8 protein-coding genes and 1 pseudogene are annotated in these 13,906 nt (G+C 73.5%); 4 read left to right on the top strand and 5 right to left on the bottom strand.

The window, feature by feature from the left end; translation table 11 throughout:
• Nucleotides 1-5: 5 nt before the first annotated feature.
• Both BJP60_RS02880 and BJP60_RS02875 read left to right on the top strand, forming a co-directional pair.
• Complete coding sequence (locus BJP60_RS02880) at nt 6-1,172, top strand: MFS transporter (RefSeq protein WP_238439623.1); 1,167 nt, start codon at nt 6-8, stop codon at nt 1,170-1,172.
• Nucleotides 1,173-1,189: 17 nt separating this feature from the next.
• The gene (locus BJP60_RS02875) at nt 1,190-2,188 is read left to right on the top strand and encodes an o-succinylbenzoate synthase (protein ID WP_203137429.1); all 999 of its coding nucleotides are present in this window, start codon (nt 1,190-1,192) and stop codon (nt 2,186-2,188) included.
• A gap of 21 nt (nt 2,189-2,209) precedes the next feature.
• Here the strand turns inward: BJP60_RS02875 and BJP60_RS02870 are convergent, their stop codons facing one another.
• A complete protein-coding gene (locus tag BJP60_RS02870) occupies nt 2,210-2,869 on the bottom strand; it encodes a TetR/AcrR family transcriptional regulator (protein ID WP_203137428.1) in 660 nt (219 codons plus the stop codon).
• Nucleotides 2,870-2,991: 122 nt separating this feature from the next.
• On the opposite strand from BJP60_RS02870, the gene BJP60_RS02865 reads away from it, so the two are divergent.
• Both BJP60_RS02865 and BJP60_RS02860 read left to right on the top strand, forming a co-directional pair.
• A complete protein-coding gene (locus BJP60_RS02865; RefSeq protein WP_203137427.1) occupies nt 2,992-5,751 on the top strand; it encodes an MMPL family transporter in 2,760 nt (919 codons plus the stop codon).
• Nucleotides 5,748-8,153, top strand: coding sequence for a YhgE/Pip family protein (locus BJP60_RS02860; RefSeq protein ID WP_203137425.1), 2,406 nt, complete (start codon nt 5,748-5,750; stop codon nt 8,151-8,153). The genes BJP60_RS02865 and BJP60_RS02860 overlap by 4 nt, the downstream gene beginning before the upstream one ends.
• Nucleotides 8,154-8,228: 75 nt before the next feature.
• On the opposite strand, the gene BJP60_RS02855 is transcribed toward BJP60_RS02860, so the two are convergent.
• The 4 genes and pseudogenes from BJP60_RS02855 to ccsB form a co-directional block, all read right to left on the bottom strand.
• Nucleotides 8,229-10,277: a PTS fructose transporter subunit IIABC gene (locus tag BJP60_RS02855; protein ID WP_203137423.1), complete on the bottom strand. Its 2,049-nt coding sequence runs from the start codon at nt 10,275-10,277 to the stop codon at nt 8,229-8,231.
• Between the two features lie 28 nt (nt 10,278-10,305).
• Nucleotides 10,306-11,301: a 1-phosphofructokinase family hexose kinase gene (locus BJP60_RS02850; protein WP_203137421.1), complete on the bottom strand. Its 996-nt coding sequence runs from the start codon at nt 11,299-11,301 to the stop codon at nt 10,306-10,308.
• Nucleotides 11,298-12,067: pseudogene (locus BJP60_RS02845) on the bottom strand (DeoR/GlpR family DNA-binding transcription regulator). The gene BJP60_RS02850 and the pseudogene BJP60_RS02845 overlap by 4 nt, the downstream one beginning before the upstream one ends.
• 831 nt (nt 12,068-12,898) lie before the next feature.
• The gene (ccsB, locus tag BJP60_RS02840) at nt 12,899-13,894 is read right to left on the bottom strand and encodes a c-type cytochrome biogenesis protein CcsB (protein WP_203137419.1); all 996 of its coding nucleotides are present in this window, start codon (nt 13,892-13,894) and stop codon (nt 12,899-12,901) included.
• Between the last annotated feature and the right edge of the window lie 12 nt (nt 13,895-13,906).

Raw genomic sequence — 13,906 nt, 5'->3', positions numbered from 1 at the left:
CCTTGGTGCCGTGGATCCAGCTCGCGCTCGCGGTCGGCGCACAGCTGGCCGGTTCGGTGTTCGTGGCGACGCCCGCGTTCCTCATCCCGCTGCTGCACGGGGAACGCGGCCTCACGCTGGCGGAGGCGGGTGTCCTGGCGGGCGCGCCGAACCTCGGCCTGGTGCTCACGCTCGTGGCGTGGGGCGCGATGGCCGACCGCTTCGGCGAGCGCCTCACGATCACGGCCGGTCTCGTGCTCGGATGCGCGGCGGCCGTGGGCGCGTGGCAGGCCGAGGGATACGGGTGGCTCGGAGTCTTCCTGCTTCTGGGCGGCATGGCGGCCGGCAGCGCGAGCTCGGCGAGCGGGCGGCTCGTGGTGGGCTGGTTCGCGCGTGACAGACGCGGCCTGGCGATGGGCATCCGGCAGATGGCGCAGCCGCTCGGCGTGACGGTCGCGGCACTCGCGGTGCCGCCGCTCGCGACCGCCGGGGGCGTGGGCGGCGCCGTGCTGCTGTCCGTCGGCCTGACGGGGGCGTTCGCGATCGCGTGCGCGCTCGGCATCCGCGATCCGCACCGCCCCGCGCGGCCGACCGGCCCGGCACCCGCGACGGCGAACCCCTACGTCGGGCGCGGATTCCTGTGGCGCATCCACGCCGCGTCGGTCCTTCTCGTCGTGCCGCAGTTCGCGCTGTCGACCTTCGGTCTCGTGTGGCTGGTGGCGGAGCTCGGCTGGTCGCCCCTTGCCGCCGGCGCACTGGTCGGCGGCGCGCAGTTCGCGGGCGCCCTCGGCCGCATCGCGGTGGGCGTCTGGTCGGACCGGATCGGCCGCGTGCGGGCCCTTCGCAGGATCGCACTGGCGGGCATCGTCGTCCTCGTTGCGCTCGCGGGGCTCGCCGGTCTGCAGTGGGCCGCTCCCGCGGCGATCGCCTTCGTGGTCGCGACGTGCGTGTCCGTCGCCGACAACGGCCCCGCCTTCACCTCCGTGGCCGAGTACGCCGGGCCCGCATGGTCGGGCCGGGCGCTCGGCCTGCAGAACACCGGGCAGTTCGTCGCCGCGGCCCTGGTCGGCCCGGGCATCGGAGCACTCATCGGGCTGGTGGGCTACCCGCTCGCGTTCGCTCTCATCGCACTGACCCCGGCGGCGGCGTGGCCGCTCATCCCGGCGCACGACCGGGATCATCCGGAGTCCTGACGGGGCAGGATGGGGGCATGACGTCGCTGCCGCCGCTCGCCGAGATCCTTGCCACCGTGCGGGTGGTGTCGTTGCCGCTCGCGACGCGCTTCCGCGGCGTCGATCACCGCGAGGCCGCGCTGTTCGAGGGGCCGGAGGGCTGGGCGGAGTTCTCGCCCTTCACGGAGTACGACGACCCGGAGGCCGCGACCTGGCTCGCCGCCGCGCTCGATTACGCCCACGCGCCGCAGCCCGCGCCGCTGCGACACGACATCCCCGTGAACGCCACGATGCCGGCGGTCGATCCGAAGCGCGTCCCGGAGGTGCTCGCCCGCTACGACGGCTGCCGCACGGTGAAGGTCAAGGTCGCCGAGCGCGGTCAGGTCCTGGCCGACGACGTCGCGCGCGTGCGCGCCGTCCGCGAGGCGATGGGCCCCGCGGGACGCATCCGCGTCGACGCGAACGGCGGCTGGAACGTCGACGAGGCCGAGCATGCCGCGCACGCCCTGTCAGAATTCGACCTCGAGTACCTCGAGCAGCCGTGCGCGACCGCCGAGGAGCTCGCGGAGCTGCGCGTGCGGCTGCGCCGCTGGGACCTGCCGATCGCCGCCGACGAGAGCGTGCGCAAGGCGCAGGATCCGCTCGCGGTCGCGCGGGCCGGCGCTGCCGACCTGATCGTCGTGAAGGCGCAGCCGCTCGGCGGGGTGCGCCGAGCGCGGGAGATCGTCGCGGAGACGGGCCTGCCCGCCGTGGTCTCCAGTGCCCTGGACACCTCGATCGGGCTCTCGCAGGGCGCCGCGCTCGCCGCCGCCCTGCCGTCGCTCGAGTTCGACTGCGGCCTCGGCACGGCGGCGCTCCTGGCGGCCGACGTGGTGCGGGATCCGCTCGTCCCGCGCGGCGGCGTGATCGCGGTCGGCAGGCTCACGCCCGATCCGGCGCTGCTCGACCGCCATGCCGCAAGCGGTGACCGCCGTGCCTGGTGGCGCGCCCGCATCGAGCGCTGCCATGCGCGGCTCGCGACCCGCGGCGACATGTAGCCGGCGCGGCGCCGCCGGGCCTCAGCCCTGCTCGATGATCAGATGCGCGATGCGCCCGACCTCCTGCGCGCGCGCCTCCTGCAGCTCCTTCTCCGGCAGCCCGGCGATGATGGCCCGGCTCGCCGCACCCTCCCACGCGTTCAGCACGAAGCGCGCCGCGTCGTCGGCGGGGAGCACGAGCCGCAGGCCCTTCGCGTGCGTGACCTCCTCGAGCAGCTGCGAGACCTCGCGCACCAGCTGCGCGTCCTGGGCGAGGTACGCCTCGGCGGTCTTCGCGTCGCGCATCGCGCGGTTGCGGATCTCGCTCATGAGCAGCACCCCGAGGCGCACGTCTCCCGGGACGTCGAGGGCCTCGACGAGTCCCACCATGTCGTCCTCACCCGCGCCGGTCTCCGGACCGCACTCGATCATCGCGGCGACGCGCTCGCGCACGCCCTCGACCTGGCGGCTCGCGAAACGGCCCGCGAGCTCGACGAACAGCTCGTCCTTCGACTCGAAGTTGGAATAGAACGCGCCGCGCGTGAAGCCCGCGCGCTCGCAGATGGCCTCGACCGACGTCTCACCCAGGCCGACCTCGGCGAACACCTGCTCCGCGGCATCCAGCAGCCGCGTGCGCGTGTTCTCGCGGCTGCGCGTGGGTGCTTTGGCCGCCGCCTCCGTCACGACATCCTGCTCGCTCATCCCGATCCTCCGGTTCCCACCGAACCCCCAGCCCGGTTTGCCTCATCCCCCAGTACGATACACACTTGTATCGGATACAGCGTTGTATCGAATTCCCTGCCCGTCCCCTTCCGGAGGCGCCTGTGTCCACCTTGCTGTATTCGCTCGGTCGCTGGTCGTATCGCCACCCGTGGCGCGTCCTGCTGGGCTGGCTGCTGATCCTCGCCGCGGTGGGCGGCGCCGCGGCGGGTCTGAACAAGGGCTTCGACAACGCCTTCTCCATCCCCGGCACCGAGGCGCAGGAGGGTCTGTCGCAGCTGAGCCGCACGTTCCCGCAGGTCTCCGGCACGAGCGCGCAGTTCATCGTCGTCGCGGCGGACGGCGACGCGGTCACGGACGCGACGTACCGCGATGCGATCGAGGACACGGTCGACGAGCTCGGCGACGTGGAGAAGGTCAGCAGCGCGACGTCGCCGTTCGACGAGAACGTCACGGGCATGGTGTCGGAGGACGAGTCGGCCGCGATCGTGCGCCTGCAGTTCGAAGGCACGATGACCGACGTCACGGACGCCGACAAGGAGTCGCTGCACGCCGTCGTCGACCGCCTCGCGGAGCAGCTCCCCGAGGGCTCGCAGACCGCGCTCGGCGGCGAGCTGTTCGCGACCGAGCTGCCCACCATCACGATCACGGAGGCGGTCGGCGTGATCATCGCGCTGCTCGTGCTGATCGTCACGTTCCGCTCGTTCGTGCTCGCCGGCCTGCCGCTCGGTGTGGCGCTGATCGGCGTGGGCATCTCGCTGCTCGGCATCGTCGCCGCGACGCAGTGGGCGACCGTGTCGGCGACGACCCCGATGCTCGCACTCATGCTGGGCCTCGCGGTCGGCATCGACTACGCCCTCTTCATCGCCGCGCGGCATCAGGATCAGGTGCGCGCCGGCATGGATCCGGAGGAGTCCGCCGGGCGCGCGACCGGCACGGCGGGATCCGCCGTGGTGTTCGCCGGCGTCACGGTGCTCATCGCGCTGATCGGCCTCGGCTTCGCGAACATCCCCTTCCTCACCACGATGGGCATCGCCGCCGCGGTCGCCGTCGCCGTCGCCGTGCTGATCGCCGTGACCCTCACGCCCGCCCTGCTCGGCTTCGTCAAGCACCGCGTCGTGGGCCGCGCGCCCCGCACGCCGAAGAAGCAGCGCGGCGAGCACGCCGAGCGCCGCGGCTTCGCCACGCGCTGGGTCGGGATGGTCACGCGCCACCCGCTCGTCACGACGGTCGCGGTCGTCGTGGGCCTGGGCGTGATGGCGCTGCCCGTGGGGAGCCTCGCGCTGTCGCTGCCCAACGCGGGCGTGCTGCCCAAGGACAACGAGGCGCGCATCAGCTTCGACCTCACGTCCGAGCACTTCGGCCCGGGCTTCAACGGCCCGCTCATCCTGACCGGCACGATCGTGACGTCCAGCGATCCGCTCGGCCTCATGGAGGATCTCTCGTCGGAGGTCGAGGCGATCGACGGCGTCAAGGAGGTCGCGCTCGCGGTCCCGAACGAGACCGCCGACACCGGCATCGTGCAGATCGTGCCCGAGACCGGCCCGGACGACCCCGCGACGAGCGAGCTCGTGCGCGAGCTGCGAGCGCACCACGACGAGTGGCTCGACGAGTACGGCATCGACCTGAAGGTCACGGGCTCCACGGCCGTCGGCATCGACATCTCCGACCGGCTGGGCGGCGCGCTCGTGCCATTCGGCATCTTCGTGGTCGGCCTGTCGTTCGTGCTGCTGATGATCGTGTTCCGGTCCATCTGGGTGCCGCTCAAGGCCGCGCTCGGCTACCTGCTGTCGATCGTCGCCGCCTTCGGCGTCGTGGCGGCGGTGTTCTCCTGGGGCTGGGGCGCCGATCTGCTGCACGTCGCGCGCACGGGTCCGGTCATCGCGTTCATGCCGATCGTCGTGATGGGCGTGCTGTTCGGCCTCGCGATGGACTACGAGGTCTTCCTGGTGTCCCGCATGCGCGAGGACTACGTGCACGCCGCCCGCAGGCTCGGGGCGACGCGCGAGGTCGCGATCGACGCGGTCCGCTCGGGCTTCTCCGCGTCCGCCCGCGTCGTCACCGCCGCCGCGGTGATCATGTTCGCGGTGTTCGCGGCGTTCGTGCCCGAGGGCGACTCGAACCTCAAGCCCATCGCGCTCGCGCTGGCGGTCGGCATCGCGATCGACGCCTTCCTCGTGCGCATGACGCTCGTGCCGGCCGTGATGGCGCTGCTCGGGGAGAAGGCGTGGTGGTTCCCGCGCTGGCTCGACCGCCTGCTGCCCCACTTCGACATCGAGGGCGAGGCCGTCGAGCGCGAGCGCGCACTCGCCGACTGGCCTGGTGCCGGATCGACCGCGATCATCGCCGCCGAGGGCCTCGCGGTCTCGGCCGGCGACGTCGTGCTGGCGTCCGGCGTGGACCTGCGCGCCGAGCCCGGTGAGGCCGTCGCCGTGACGTCCGCGGATCCGCGTCCGGCTCGAGCGGTCGGACTCGCGGTCGCCGGCCGCGCGCCCGCGACGGACGGGCTGCTGCGCGTCGACGGACACCTTCTGCCCGGACGCGCGGCCTGGGTGCGCACCCACGTGGGCGTGGCGCTGCTCGCCGGGGCCGCCACGCCCGCGCGCGAGGTGCGCGAAGCCCTCCGCGGCGGCACGCGCCTCGTCGTGATCGACGGCGCGGACGCGCTCGACCCCGCCGCGCGCGACCAGGTCGCCGCAGTCCTGCGCGATGCGCGGCACGCCCTCTCCCCCACCGAACTGACCGTCGTGATGACGGGATCCGATGCGGTCGTCTCGCGACGACTGCTCACCGACGCCGGCTGGGACGCGGTCCAGCAGCTCGACGTCGCCGACGCTCCGACCACCATCGAGGTGAACGCATGACCGTCCTCAGCCGTCTCGCCGCCACCGGCATCGAGCGCGCCCGCAGCGCGAAGCCCGTCTCGTGGCTCACGATCGTCGGCGTGCTGCTGCTTCCCGCCCTCGTGGGCGGCGTGCTCTTCGCGGCGCTGTACGACCCGACCGAGCGCCTGGACAACATGACCGCGGCGATCGTGAACAACGACGAGCCCGTGACGATCCAGGATCAGCCGACGCCGCTCGGCAGGCAGCTCGCGGCCGGTCTCGTGGAGGGATCCGACGACGCGGCGAGCAACCTGACGTGGGTGCTGTCGAACGACGACGATGCCGCCGAGGGCCTCGAGGACGGCACGTATCAGGCGGTCATCACGATCCCCGAGAACTTCTCGGCCGCCGCGACCTCCTCCGGTCAGCGCCTGTCGGGCGAGGACGTCGAGCCCGAGCAGGCGACGATCGAGGTCGTCACGGCGCCGGACGCGCGCCTCGCCGACGAGGCCATCACGAGCCAGATCGCGTCCGTCGCGACCACGACCATGGGGCAGACCCTGTCGCAGGCGACGCTGTCCAACGTGCTGATCGGCTTCACGACGCTGGGCGAGCAGCTCGGTGAGGCGGCCGACGGCGCCACCCAGCTGGCGGACGGCGCGACCGCGGCGCAGGACGGCGCCACGCAGCTCGCGGACGGCGCCACGCAGCTCGGCACGGGCGCGGGCCAGCTCGCGGACGGCGCGGGCCAGCTCGCGGGCGGCGCGGGCGGCGTCGCGGGCGGCGCCCTGGAGCTCGCGAACGGCGTGGCCGGCATCGCGGACGGCGCCTCGGGGCTGGCCGACGGTGCGGCACAGCTCTCGCAGGGAGCGAACGGCCTCGCAGACGGCATCGACGGCCTGGCCCTCGGGATCTCGGGCGACGGCACCGCGGAGAACCCGGGCTTGGTGGGCGGCGCGAACAACCTCGCGAGCGCCGCGGAGCGGATCGGCACGGGCCTGTCCGGCGACGGCACCCGCGACAACCCCGGTCTCGCACCGAGCCTCCGTCAGGTGGCGGACCGCGCGGCCCCCATCGGCACCGGGCTCCGTGCGGCGGCCGATTCGATCGACCAGAACGGTCTCGTCCCGGCCGACACGGTCACCAGCGCGCGCACACTGGCGGACGACCTCGCCGCTCTGAGCGCGGATTGTGTGGCGGACGGGGGCGAGGCCGCGTTCTGCGACCGTCTGTCCGGCTATGCCACCGACGCGGCGGCGGCATCCGGCGTCATCGCCGGACTGGCGGAGACGCCGACTGCCGAGATCACGACACCGCTTCGCGAAGCCGCCGACCTGACGACGCAGTTCGGCCGGCTCGCCTCGGGCGCCGAGGCCCTGGCGGTCGGCGTGTCCGGCGACGGCACCGCACAGAACCCGGGCCTCGCGCAGGGTCTGCGCTCCTACGCCGCGGGTGTGGCCGAGGTCGGCGACGGCGCCGCGCAGCTCGCGGGCGGGGCCCGCGACCTCGCGGACGGCGCCGGCGAGCTGTCCGGCGGGGCGTCGCAGCTCGCGACGGGCGCCGGTCAGGCGGCGGATGGCGCGACCGCGCTGTCGGACGGCACGTCGCAGCTGGCGTCCGGAGCCAACGGCGTCGCGACCGGCGCCGACCAGCTCTCCAGCGGCGCCGGCGAGCTCGCGACCGGCACGACCGAGCTGGGCGACGGCATCGGCGAGCTCGCGGACGGCACGCAGACGCTCGCGGGCGGCCTCGGTCAGGCGACCGAGGAGATCCCCTCGTACACCGAGCGCGAGGCCGATGACCTCGCGGCCGTCGTGTCCGATCCGGTCACGGCGTCCAGCGCGGGCGTCGCGCTGTTCGGCGCGGCGGCGATCCCGCTGCTCGCCGCGGTCGTGCTGTGGTTCGGCGGGCTCGCGACGTTCGTCGTGATGCGCTCGGTCACGGCCAGGGCGCTGACCTCGCGCCGCGCGTCGGTGACGCTCGCGGGCGGCGCGCTGCTGCCGGCGGCGATCGTCGGCGCCGTGCAGGGCGTGCTCGTGGGCGTCGTGGTGCAGATGGTCAACGACTACGAGGTCGGCACCGCGGCCGCGATGGTCGCTCTGTGCGCGCTGATCGGCGTGGCGTTCGCGGCCGTGCACCAGGCCCTCACGGCGGTGTTCGGCGGCGCAGGTCGCTGGATCGGGGCGCTCGTCGGAGCCATGGCGCTCGCCACCGGCATCATCTCGACGCTGCCCGGCTGGCTCGCCGACCTGTCGGGCATCCTGCCGACCTCCCCCGCGTATCGCGCGCTGCTCGGCACGGTGACGGACGCGGGCGGCGCGGGCGCGGCGGTCACGGCCCTGCTCCTGTGGGCCGTGCTGGCCTTCGCCGCGACCACCATCGCGGTGGCACGCAAGCGCTCGGCGTCGTCGAAGCTCCTGCTGGAGAGCGCGGCGGTCTGAGCCCGCTCACGCAGAAGGCCCGGCTCCCGCGAGGGAGCCGGGCCTTCCGCTTCCGCGGAGAACGGGTACGCCGGATCAGGCCACCGCGACCTCGGCGGGCGCCGAGCGCCGCGCGAAGCGCTTGAGGCCGACGACCGCGAAGCCGCCCACCAGCACCCCCGCGAGCAGCGCGAGAGCGAAGCCCCAGAGCGGGTCGAGCGCGAAGAACACGAAGGCTCCACCGTGCGGGGCGCGCGAGCCCACGAGCAGCAGCGTGCTGAGGAAGCCCGTCACGGCGCCGCCGAGCATCGCCGCGGGGATCACGCGCAGCGGGTCGGCCGCGGCGAAGGGGATCGCCCCCTCCGAGATGAAGGACAGACCGAGCAGCCAGGCGGCCTTGCCGTTCTCGCGCTCGGGAGCGCTGAAGCTGTCCCGGGCCAGGACCGTCGAGGCGAACGCCATCATGAGCGGGGGCACCATGCCGGCCGCCATGACCGCGGCCATGATGTAGTACGGCACGGGGTTGTCCGCCGATGCGTCGCCGAGGCTCGCGACCGCGAACGCGTACGCGACCTTGTTGATCGGGCCGCCGAGATCGAAGCACATCATCACTCCGAGGATGATGCCGACCACCGGCAGCAGGCCCGATCCCGCCAGGCCGTTCAGTCCGTCCGTGAGGGCGCGCATCAGCGCGGCGATCGGCGCCGCCAGGAACAGGATGAGCAGCCCGCTCGCGAAGATCGACCCCAGCAGCGGGATGATGACGACCGGCATCAGCCCGCGCAGCCAGCGCGGCACGGACAGCGACCCGAGCCACATCGCCGCGAGACCCGCGAGCACGCCGCCCACGATGCCGCCGATGAATCCCGCGCTCGTCAGCACCGCGACGGATCCGGCGACGAAGCCCGGTGCGATGCCCGGACGGTCGGCGAGCGCGAAGGCGATGTAGCCCGCGAGCGCCGGCACCAGGAAGCTCATCGAGATGTTTCCGATCGCGAACGACACGGCGCCGAGGTACTGCAGCAGCCCGCCCTCCGGGAGGTTCCACAGCGCGTTCTCGACAGCGATCGTGTTGGCGACGTCGTTGATCCGGTAGCCGCCGAGCAGGAAGCCGAGCGCCATCAGGAGACCGCCGCCGGCCACGAACGGGATCATGTAGGACACGCCCGTCAGGAGCACGCGCTTGATGCGGGCGCCCAGCGACTCGGCGGCGTTGCCCGCTCCCTCTGCCGACTCCGCCGCCGTGCCCGAGACGCGCTCGGCGTTCGGGTCCTCGGCCGCGCGGGCGGCCAGGGTGAGCAGCTCGGGCGCGCGCTCGATGCCCGCCTTGACCGGGCGCCGCACGACGGGCTTGCCCGCGAACCGCTGCGGCTCTCGCACGTCGACATCCACCGCGAACACGACGGCGTCGGCCGCCGCGATCACCGCCGGGTCGATGGCCTGGTACCCGCTCGAGCCCTGCGGCTCGACGTGGAAGTCGACGCCGGCCTTCTTGGCGGCGGCCGTGAGGGCGTCGGCGGCCATGTACGTGTGCGCGATGCCCGTGGCGCACGCGGTCACGGCGACGATGCGCGCGGGGCGCCCGTCGACCTGGAGGGCGCCGTCCGCGGCGGCGGAGGGCGCGGGCGAGGCGGCCGGCGCGGGAACCGGGCCGTCCGCGGGAGCGGTGGCGGCCGGCGCGGGGCTCTCAGCGGGTTCCTCCTCGATCGCGTGACGCACGATCCCGACGGCCTCATCGACGTCCTGCGCACCGCGCAGCGCCGCGAGGAAGTCCTCGTCCATCAGGTTGCGTGCGAGCTTGGACAGCACCGCGAGGTGCTCCTCCGCCGCGGTGTCGGGCGCCGCGATCATGAACACGATGTCGCTCGGGTCGTCCTCGGCGCCGAAGTCGATGCCGGGCTTCAGCCGCGCGAACGCGAGCGACGCCTGCGTCACGGTCGCGCTCTTGGCGTGCGGGATCGCGATGCCGCCCGGCAGGCCGGTGGCATCCTGCTCCTCGCGCTTCCACGCGGCGGCGAACAGCTGCTCGGCGTCCGTCGCGCGTCCCTGCGCCACGAAGCGCGCGGAGAGCGTGCGCAGCACGCTGCGCTTGTCGGGGCCGAGGTCCTCGTCGAGGCTGACGAGCTGGGGGGTGATGGTGGACACGGTCTCCTCCTCGAGGGGTGGATCGGGATCAGCTGAGCGCACGCACCGGGATGTCCCCGGTCGGCAGGTCTGCGGGGGTGGCGAGCCCGGTGCCGGGCAGCGCCGCGGTGGCGGACCCGTAACGGATCGCGGAGCGCAGCCGGCCGGGGCCGTCCTCCCCCGCGACGTGGGCGAGCAGGTAGCCGGCGAGGGCGCTGTCTCCCGCCCCGACGGTGCTGCGCACGTCGGTCGGCGGCGGCGCCGCGAGCCAGGCGCCGTCCGGCTCGACGAGCACGGCACCGTCGCCGCCGAGCGTGATGAGCGCCGCGCGCACCTGGGCGGGCACGAGCAGCCGGGCGATGCGCTGGGCCGCCGCCGGATCGTCCGCGATCTCGCGGCGCCTGCTCCGGGTGACGCGCGTCATCTCCTTCTGCTCGAGGGGACGCACGCTGCGATCGAGCAGAAGCGACAGCTCGACGAGCTCCTCGTCGTTCGGCTTGATGAGGTCGACGGCGCCCGACAGCACGGCCTCGGCGAGCGCGGGACCCGAGGTGTCCACCGCGATGCGCGGCGGACGGGCGCATCGGGCGCGCACCGCGAGGGCGACGTCGACGTAGAAGTCGGCGGGAACCCCGCGCGGCAGCGATCCGCAGAGCGCAAGCCAGTCGGCGCCGTCCGCGGCGGCGACGACCTCGTCGATCAGCGCGCGGGCCTCCTGCTCGGCGACGACCGGGCCGGGCAGGTTGATCTTCGTCGTCTCGCCGTCCGGATCCGTCAGCGTCAGGTTCGCGCGCACCCGCCCCTCGATCGGCACCGTGCGCACGGGCAGGTCGCCGAGCAGGGGGCGGTACGGGTCGTCCTCCGCGAGCGGCAGCACGGCCGTCGCCGGGGCGCCCGCCCCCGCCAGCACGCGCGCGACGTTCACTCCCTTGCCTCCGGCGTCCTCGCGCACGGCGACCGCCTGCTGCACGTCGCCGGGCGACAGCGCGTCCTCCAGCTCGACCGTCCGGTCGAGCGCGGGATTCACCGTGAGCGTCACGATCATGCGGTCCACACCTCCACGTCGGCGGCGGCGAGCGCCTCGGCGAGCGCGCCGGTCGGCGTCCGGTCCGTGACGACGACGTCGAGCTCGTCCAGCGCGGCGAACCGGCGCAGCGATTCGACCTCGAACTTGGTGTGGTCCGCGAGCAGGATGACCCGGCGCGCCGCGTGCACGATCGCGCGCTTGACGTCCGCCTCCTCGGGGTCGGGCGTGCTGGCCCCGAACGCGGCCGACAGCCCGTTCGCGCCGACGAACGCCACGTCGGGCCGCAGGGCCTCGATCGCCGCCACGGCCCCCGCGCCGACGGCCGCCCCGGTGATGCCGCGGATGCGGCCGCCGATCGTCGTCAGCTCGGTGTAGCCCGCCGCGGTGAGGCCCGCTGCCAGCACGACCGAGTGGGTCACGACGTGGACGTCCCCCGGCCGGGAAGCTGCTCGGCGAGCGCGCCGGTCGTGCTGCCCGCGTCGAGCAGCACGGAGCCGGTGAAGCCGCGTCCGAGCCCGTCGAGTGCGCGCTTCGCGATGGCCGCCTTCGCGGCCCCGCCGCGGCGCATCCGCTCGCGCAGGTCGACTTCCGCGCCGCTGCCCCGGTCGGGCGCGACCGCGCCGCCGTGCACGCGCCGCAGCGCGCCGTGCTCCTCGAGCACCGCGAGGTCGCGGCGCACGGTCTCGGTCGTGACACCCAGCCGCTCGGCCAGCTCGGCCACCGACACCCGCGCCTCCTCGAGCAGCACCCGCTCGATCAGCTCCCTGCGCTCCGTCGCGTACATCACCCTCCTTCGGATGACACGACGATACAACTCATTCCCACAGAAAACAACACAAACGCAGATTAGGGAAGGCTGGTCGAGCAAGCGAAGCGAGTCGAAACCGCCCGACCTCGTCACGGCCTGCACCCGCGAGCGGTCACGACCGTTTCGACTCCCTCGCTGCGCTCGGTCGCTCAACGAACAAGCAGGGCTGCTCCGCCCTCCCCTGCTGGTCGAGCGAGCGAAGCGAGTCGAAACCGCCCGACCTCGCCACGGCCTGCACCCGCGAGCGGTCACGACCGCTTCGACTCCCTCGCTGCGCTCGGACGCTCGACGAACAAGCGGGGCTGCTCCGCCCTCCCCCTGCTGGTCGAGCGAGCGAAGCGAGTCGAAACCGCCCGACCTCGCCACGGCCTGCACCCGCGAGCGGTCACGACCGCTTCGACTCCCTCGCTGCGCTCGGCCGCTCGACGAACAAGCGGGCTGCTCCGCCCTCCCCCTGCTGGTCGAGCGAGCGAAGCGAGTCGAAACCGCCCGACCTCGCCACAGCCTGCACCCGCGAGCGGTCGCGACCGCTTCGACTCCCTCGCTGCGCTCGGCCGCTCAACGAACAAGCGGGGCTGCTCCGCCCTCCCCCTGCTGGTTGAGCGAGCGAAGCGAGTCGGAACCGCCCGACCTCGCCACAGCCTGCACCCGCGAGCGGTCACGACCGCTTCGACTCCCTCGCTGCGCTCGGCCGCTCGACGAACAAGGGGGCTGCTCCGCCCGGGCCGAACGCACGAAGAAGCGCCCCGCCGACGGGCGGGGCGCTTCTCGGACGTGCCGGGGCGGCGGATGGCCGCCCGGCGCGGGTCAGCTCAGGCCGCTGTAGGCGTGCAGGCCCTCGAAGTACATGTTCACGATCGTGAAGTTGAAGATCACGGCGACGAAGCCCACGATCGACAGCCACGCCGAGCGCGTGCCGCGCCAGCCGCGCGTCGCGCGCGCGTGGATGTAGCCCGCGTAGAGCACCCAGATGATGAAGGTCCAGACTTCCTTGGTGTCGAAGCCCCAGTAGCGGCCCCACGCGTCCTGAGCCCAGATGGATCCCGCGATGAGCGTGAACGTCCAGAAGATGAAGCCGATGATCGCGAAGCGGTACGCCAGACCCTCGAGCGCCTCGGCGCTGGGCAGCGTGCGCAGGAACGAGCGCTTGGGGGCACCGGCCACGGCCCGGCGCTCGCGGCGCGCCTGCAGCAGCTGCAGCACCGACAGGCCGAACGCGAGCGCGAGGAACGCCGTCGCGAGCGATGCGACGAACACGTGCACGATGAGCCAGATCGACTTGAGCGGGTCCATCAGCGGCACGATGTCGACGTGGAACAGCGTCGCGCCGCCCATCAGCACCGTGACGAGGCCGACCATGAACGTGCCGAGGAATCGCAGGTCGCGCCAGAGCAGCACGCCCAGGTAGACCGCCGTGATGAGCAGCGTGCCCGTCATGGCGAACTCGTACATGTTCGACCACGGCACGCGTCCGGCCGCGATGCCGCGCAGCACGGTGCCGGCGAGGTGGAACAGGAAGCCCAGCACCGTGAGCGACGTGCCGATGCGGCCCATCACGAGACGCGGCTTCTCGGGCGCCGCCGCGGCGGGCTGCTGCGGGCCGCCGTCCACGACCGTGCTGCTCGACGCCGATCCGGATCCGACGCGCGCGAGCTCGCGCGCGGCATCCTGGCGCTCGAGCGAGAGCTGCGAGCGCTTGGCGAGGTCGAACCCGTACGCCATGAACGCGAGCGCGTAGATCACGATCGCCGTCCAGATCAGCAGCAGCGAGATCGAGTCGAGCGAGAGGGCATCGGGATGCATGGGGGGATCCTA

Source organism: Microbacterium sp. JZ31 (genome assembly GCF_016805985.1).
Taxonomy (GTDB): Bacteria; Actinomycetota; Actinomycetes; order Actinomycetales; family Microbacteriaceae; genus Microbacterium.
Note: the sequence above shows the minus strand (reverse complement) of the source record. Positions and strands in the feature narration are given on the sequence as shown.

Coding starts and splice junctions, on each gene's coding strand:
- BJP60_RS02860 (WP_203137425.1), top strand. CDS start 5,748: ATGACCGTCCTCAGCCGTCTCGCCGCCACCGGCATCGAGCGCGCCCGC.
- ccsB (WP_203137419.1), bottom strand. CDS start 13,894: ATGCATCCCGATGCCCTCTCGCTCGACTCGATCTCGCTGCTGCTGATC.
- BJP60_RS02875 (WP_203137429.1), top strand. CDS start 1,190: ATGACGTCGCTGCCGCCGCTCGCCGAGATCCTTGCCACCGTGCGGGTG.
- BJP60_RS02870 (WP_203137428.1), bottom strand. CDS start 2,869: ATGAGCGAGCAGGATGTCGTGACGGAGGCGGCGGCCAAAGCACCCACG.
- BJP60_RS02850 (WP_203137421.1), bottom strand. CDS start 11,301: ATGATCGTGACGCTCACGGTGAATCCCGCGCTCGACCGGACGGTCGAG.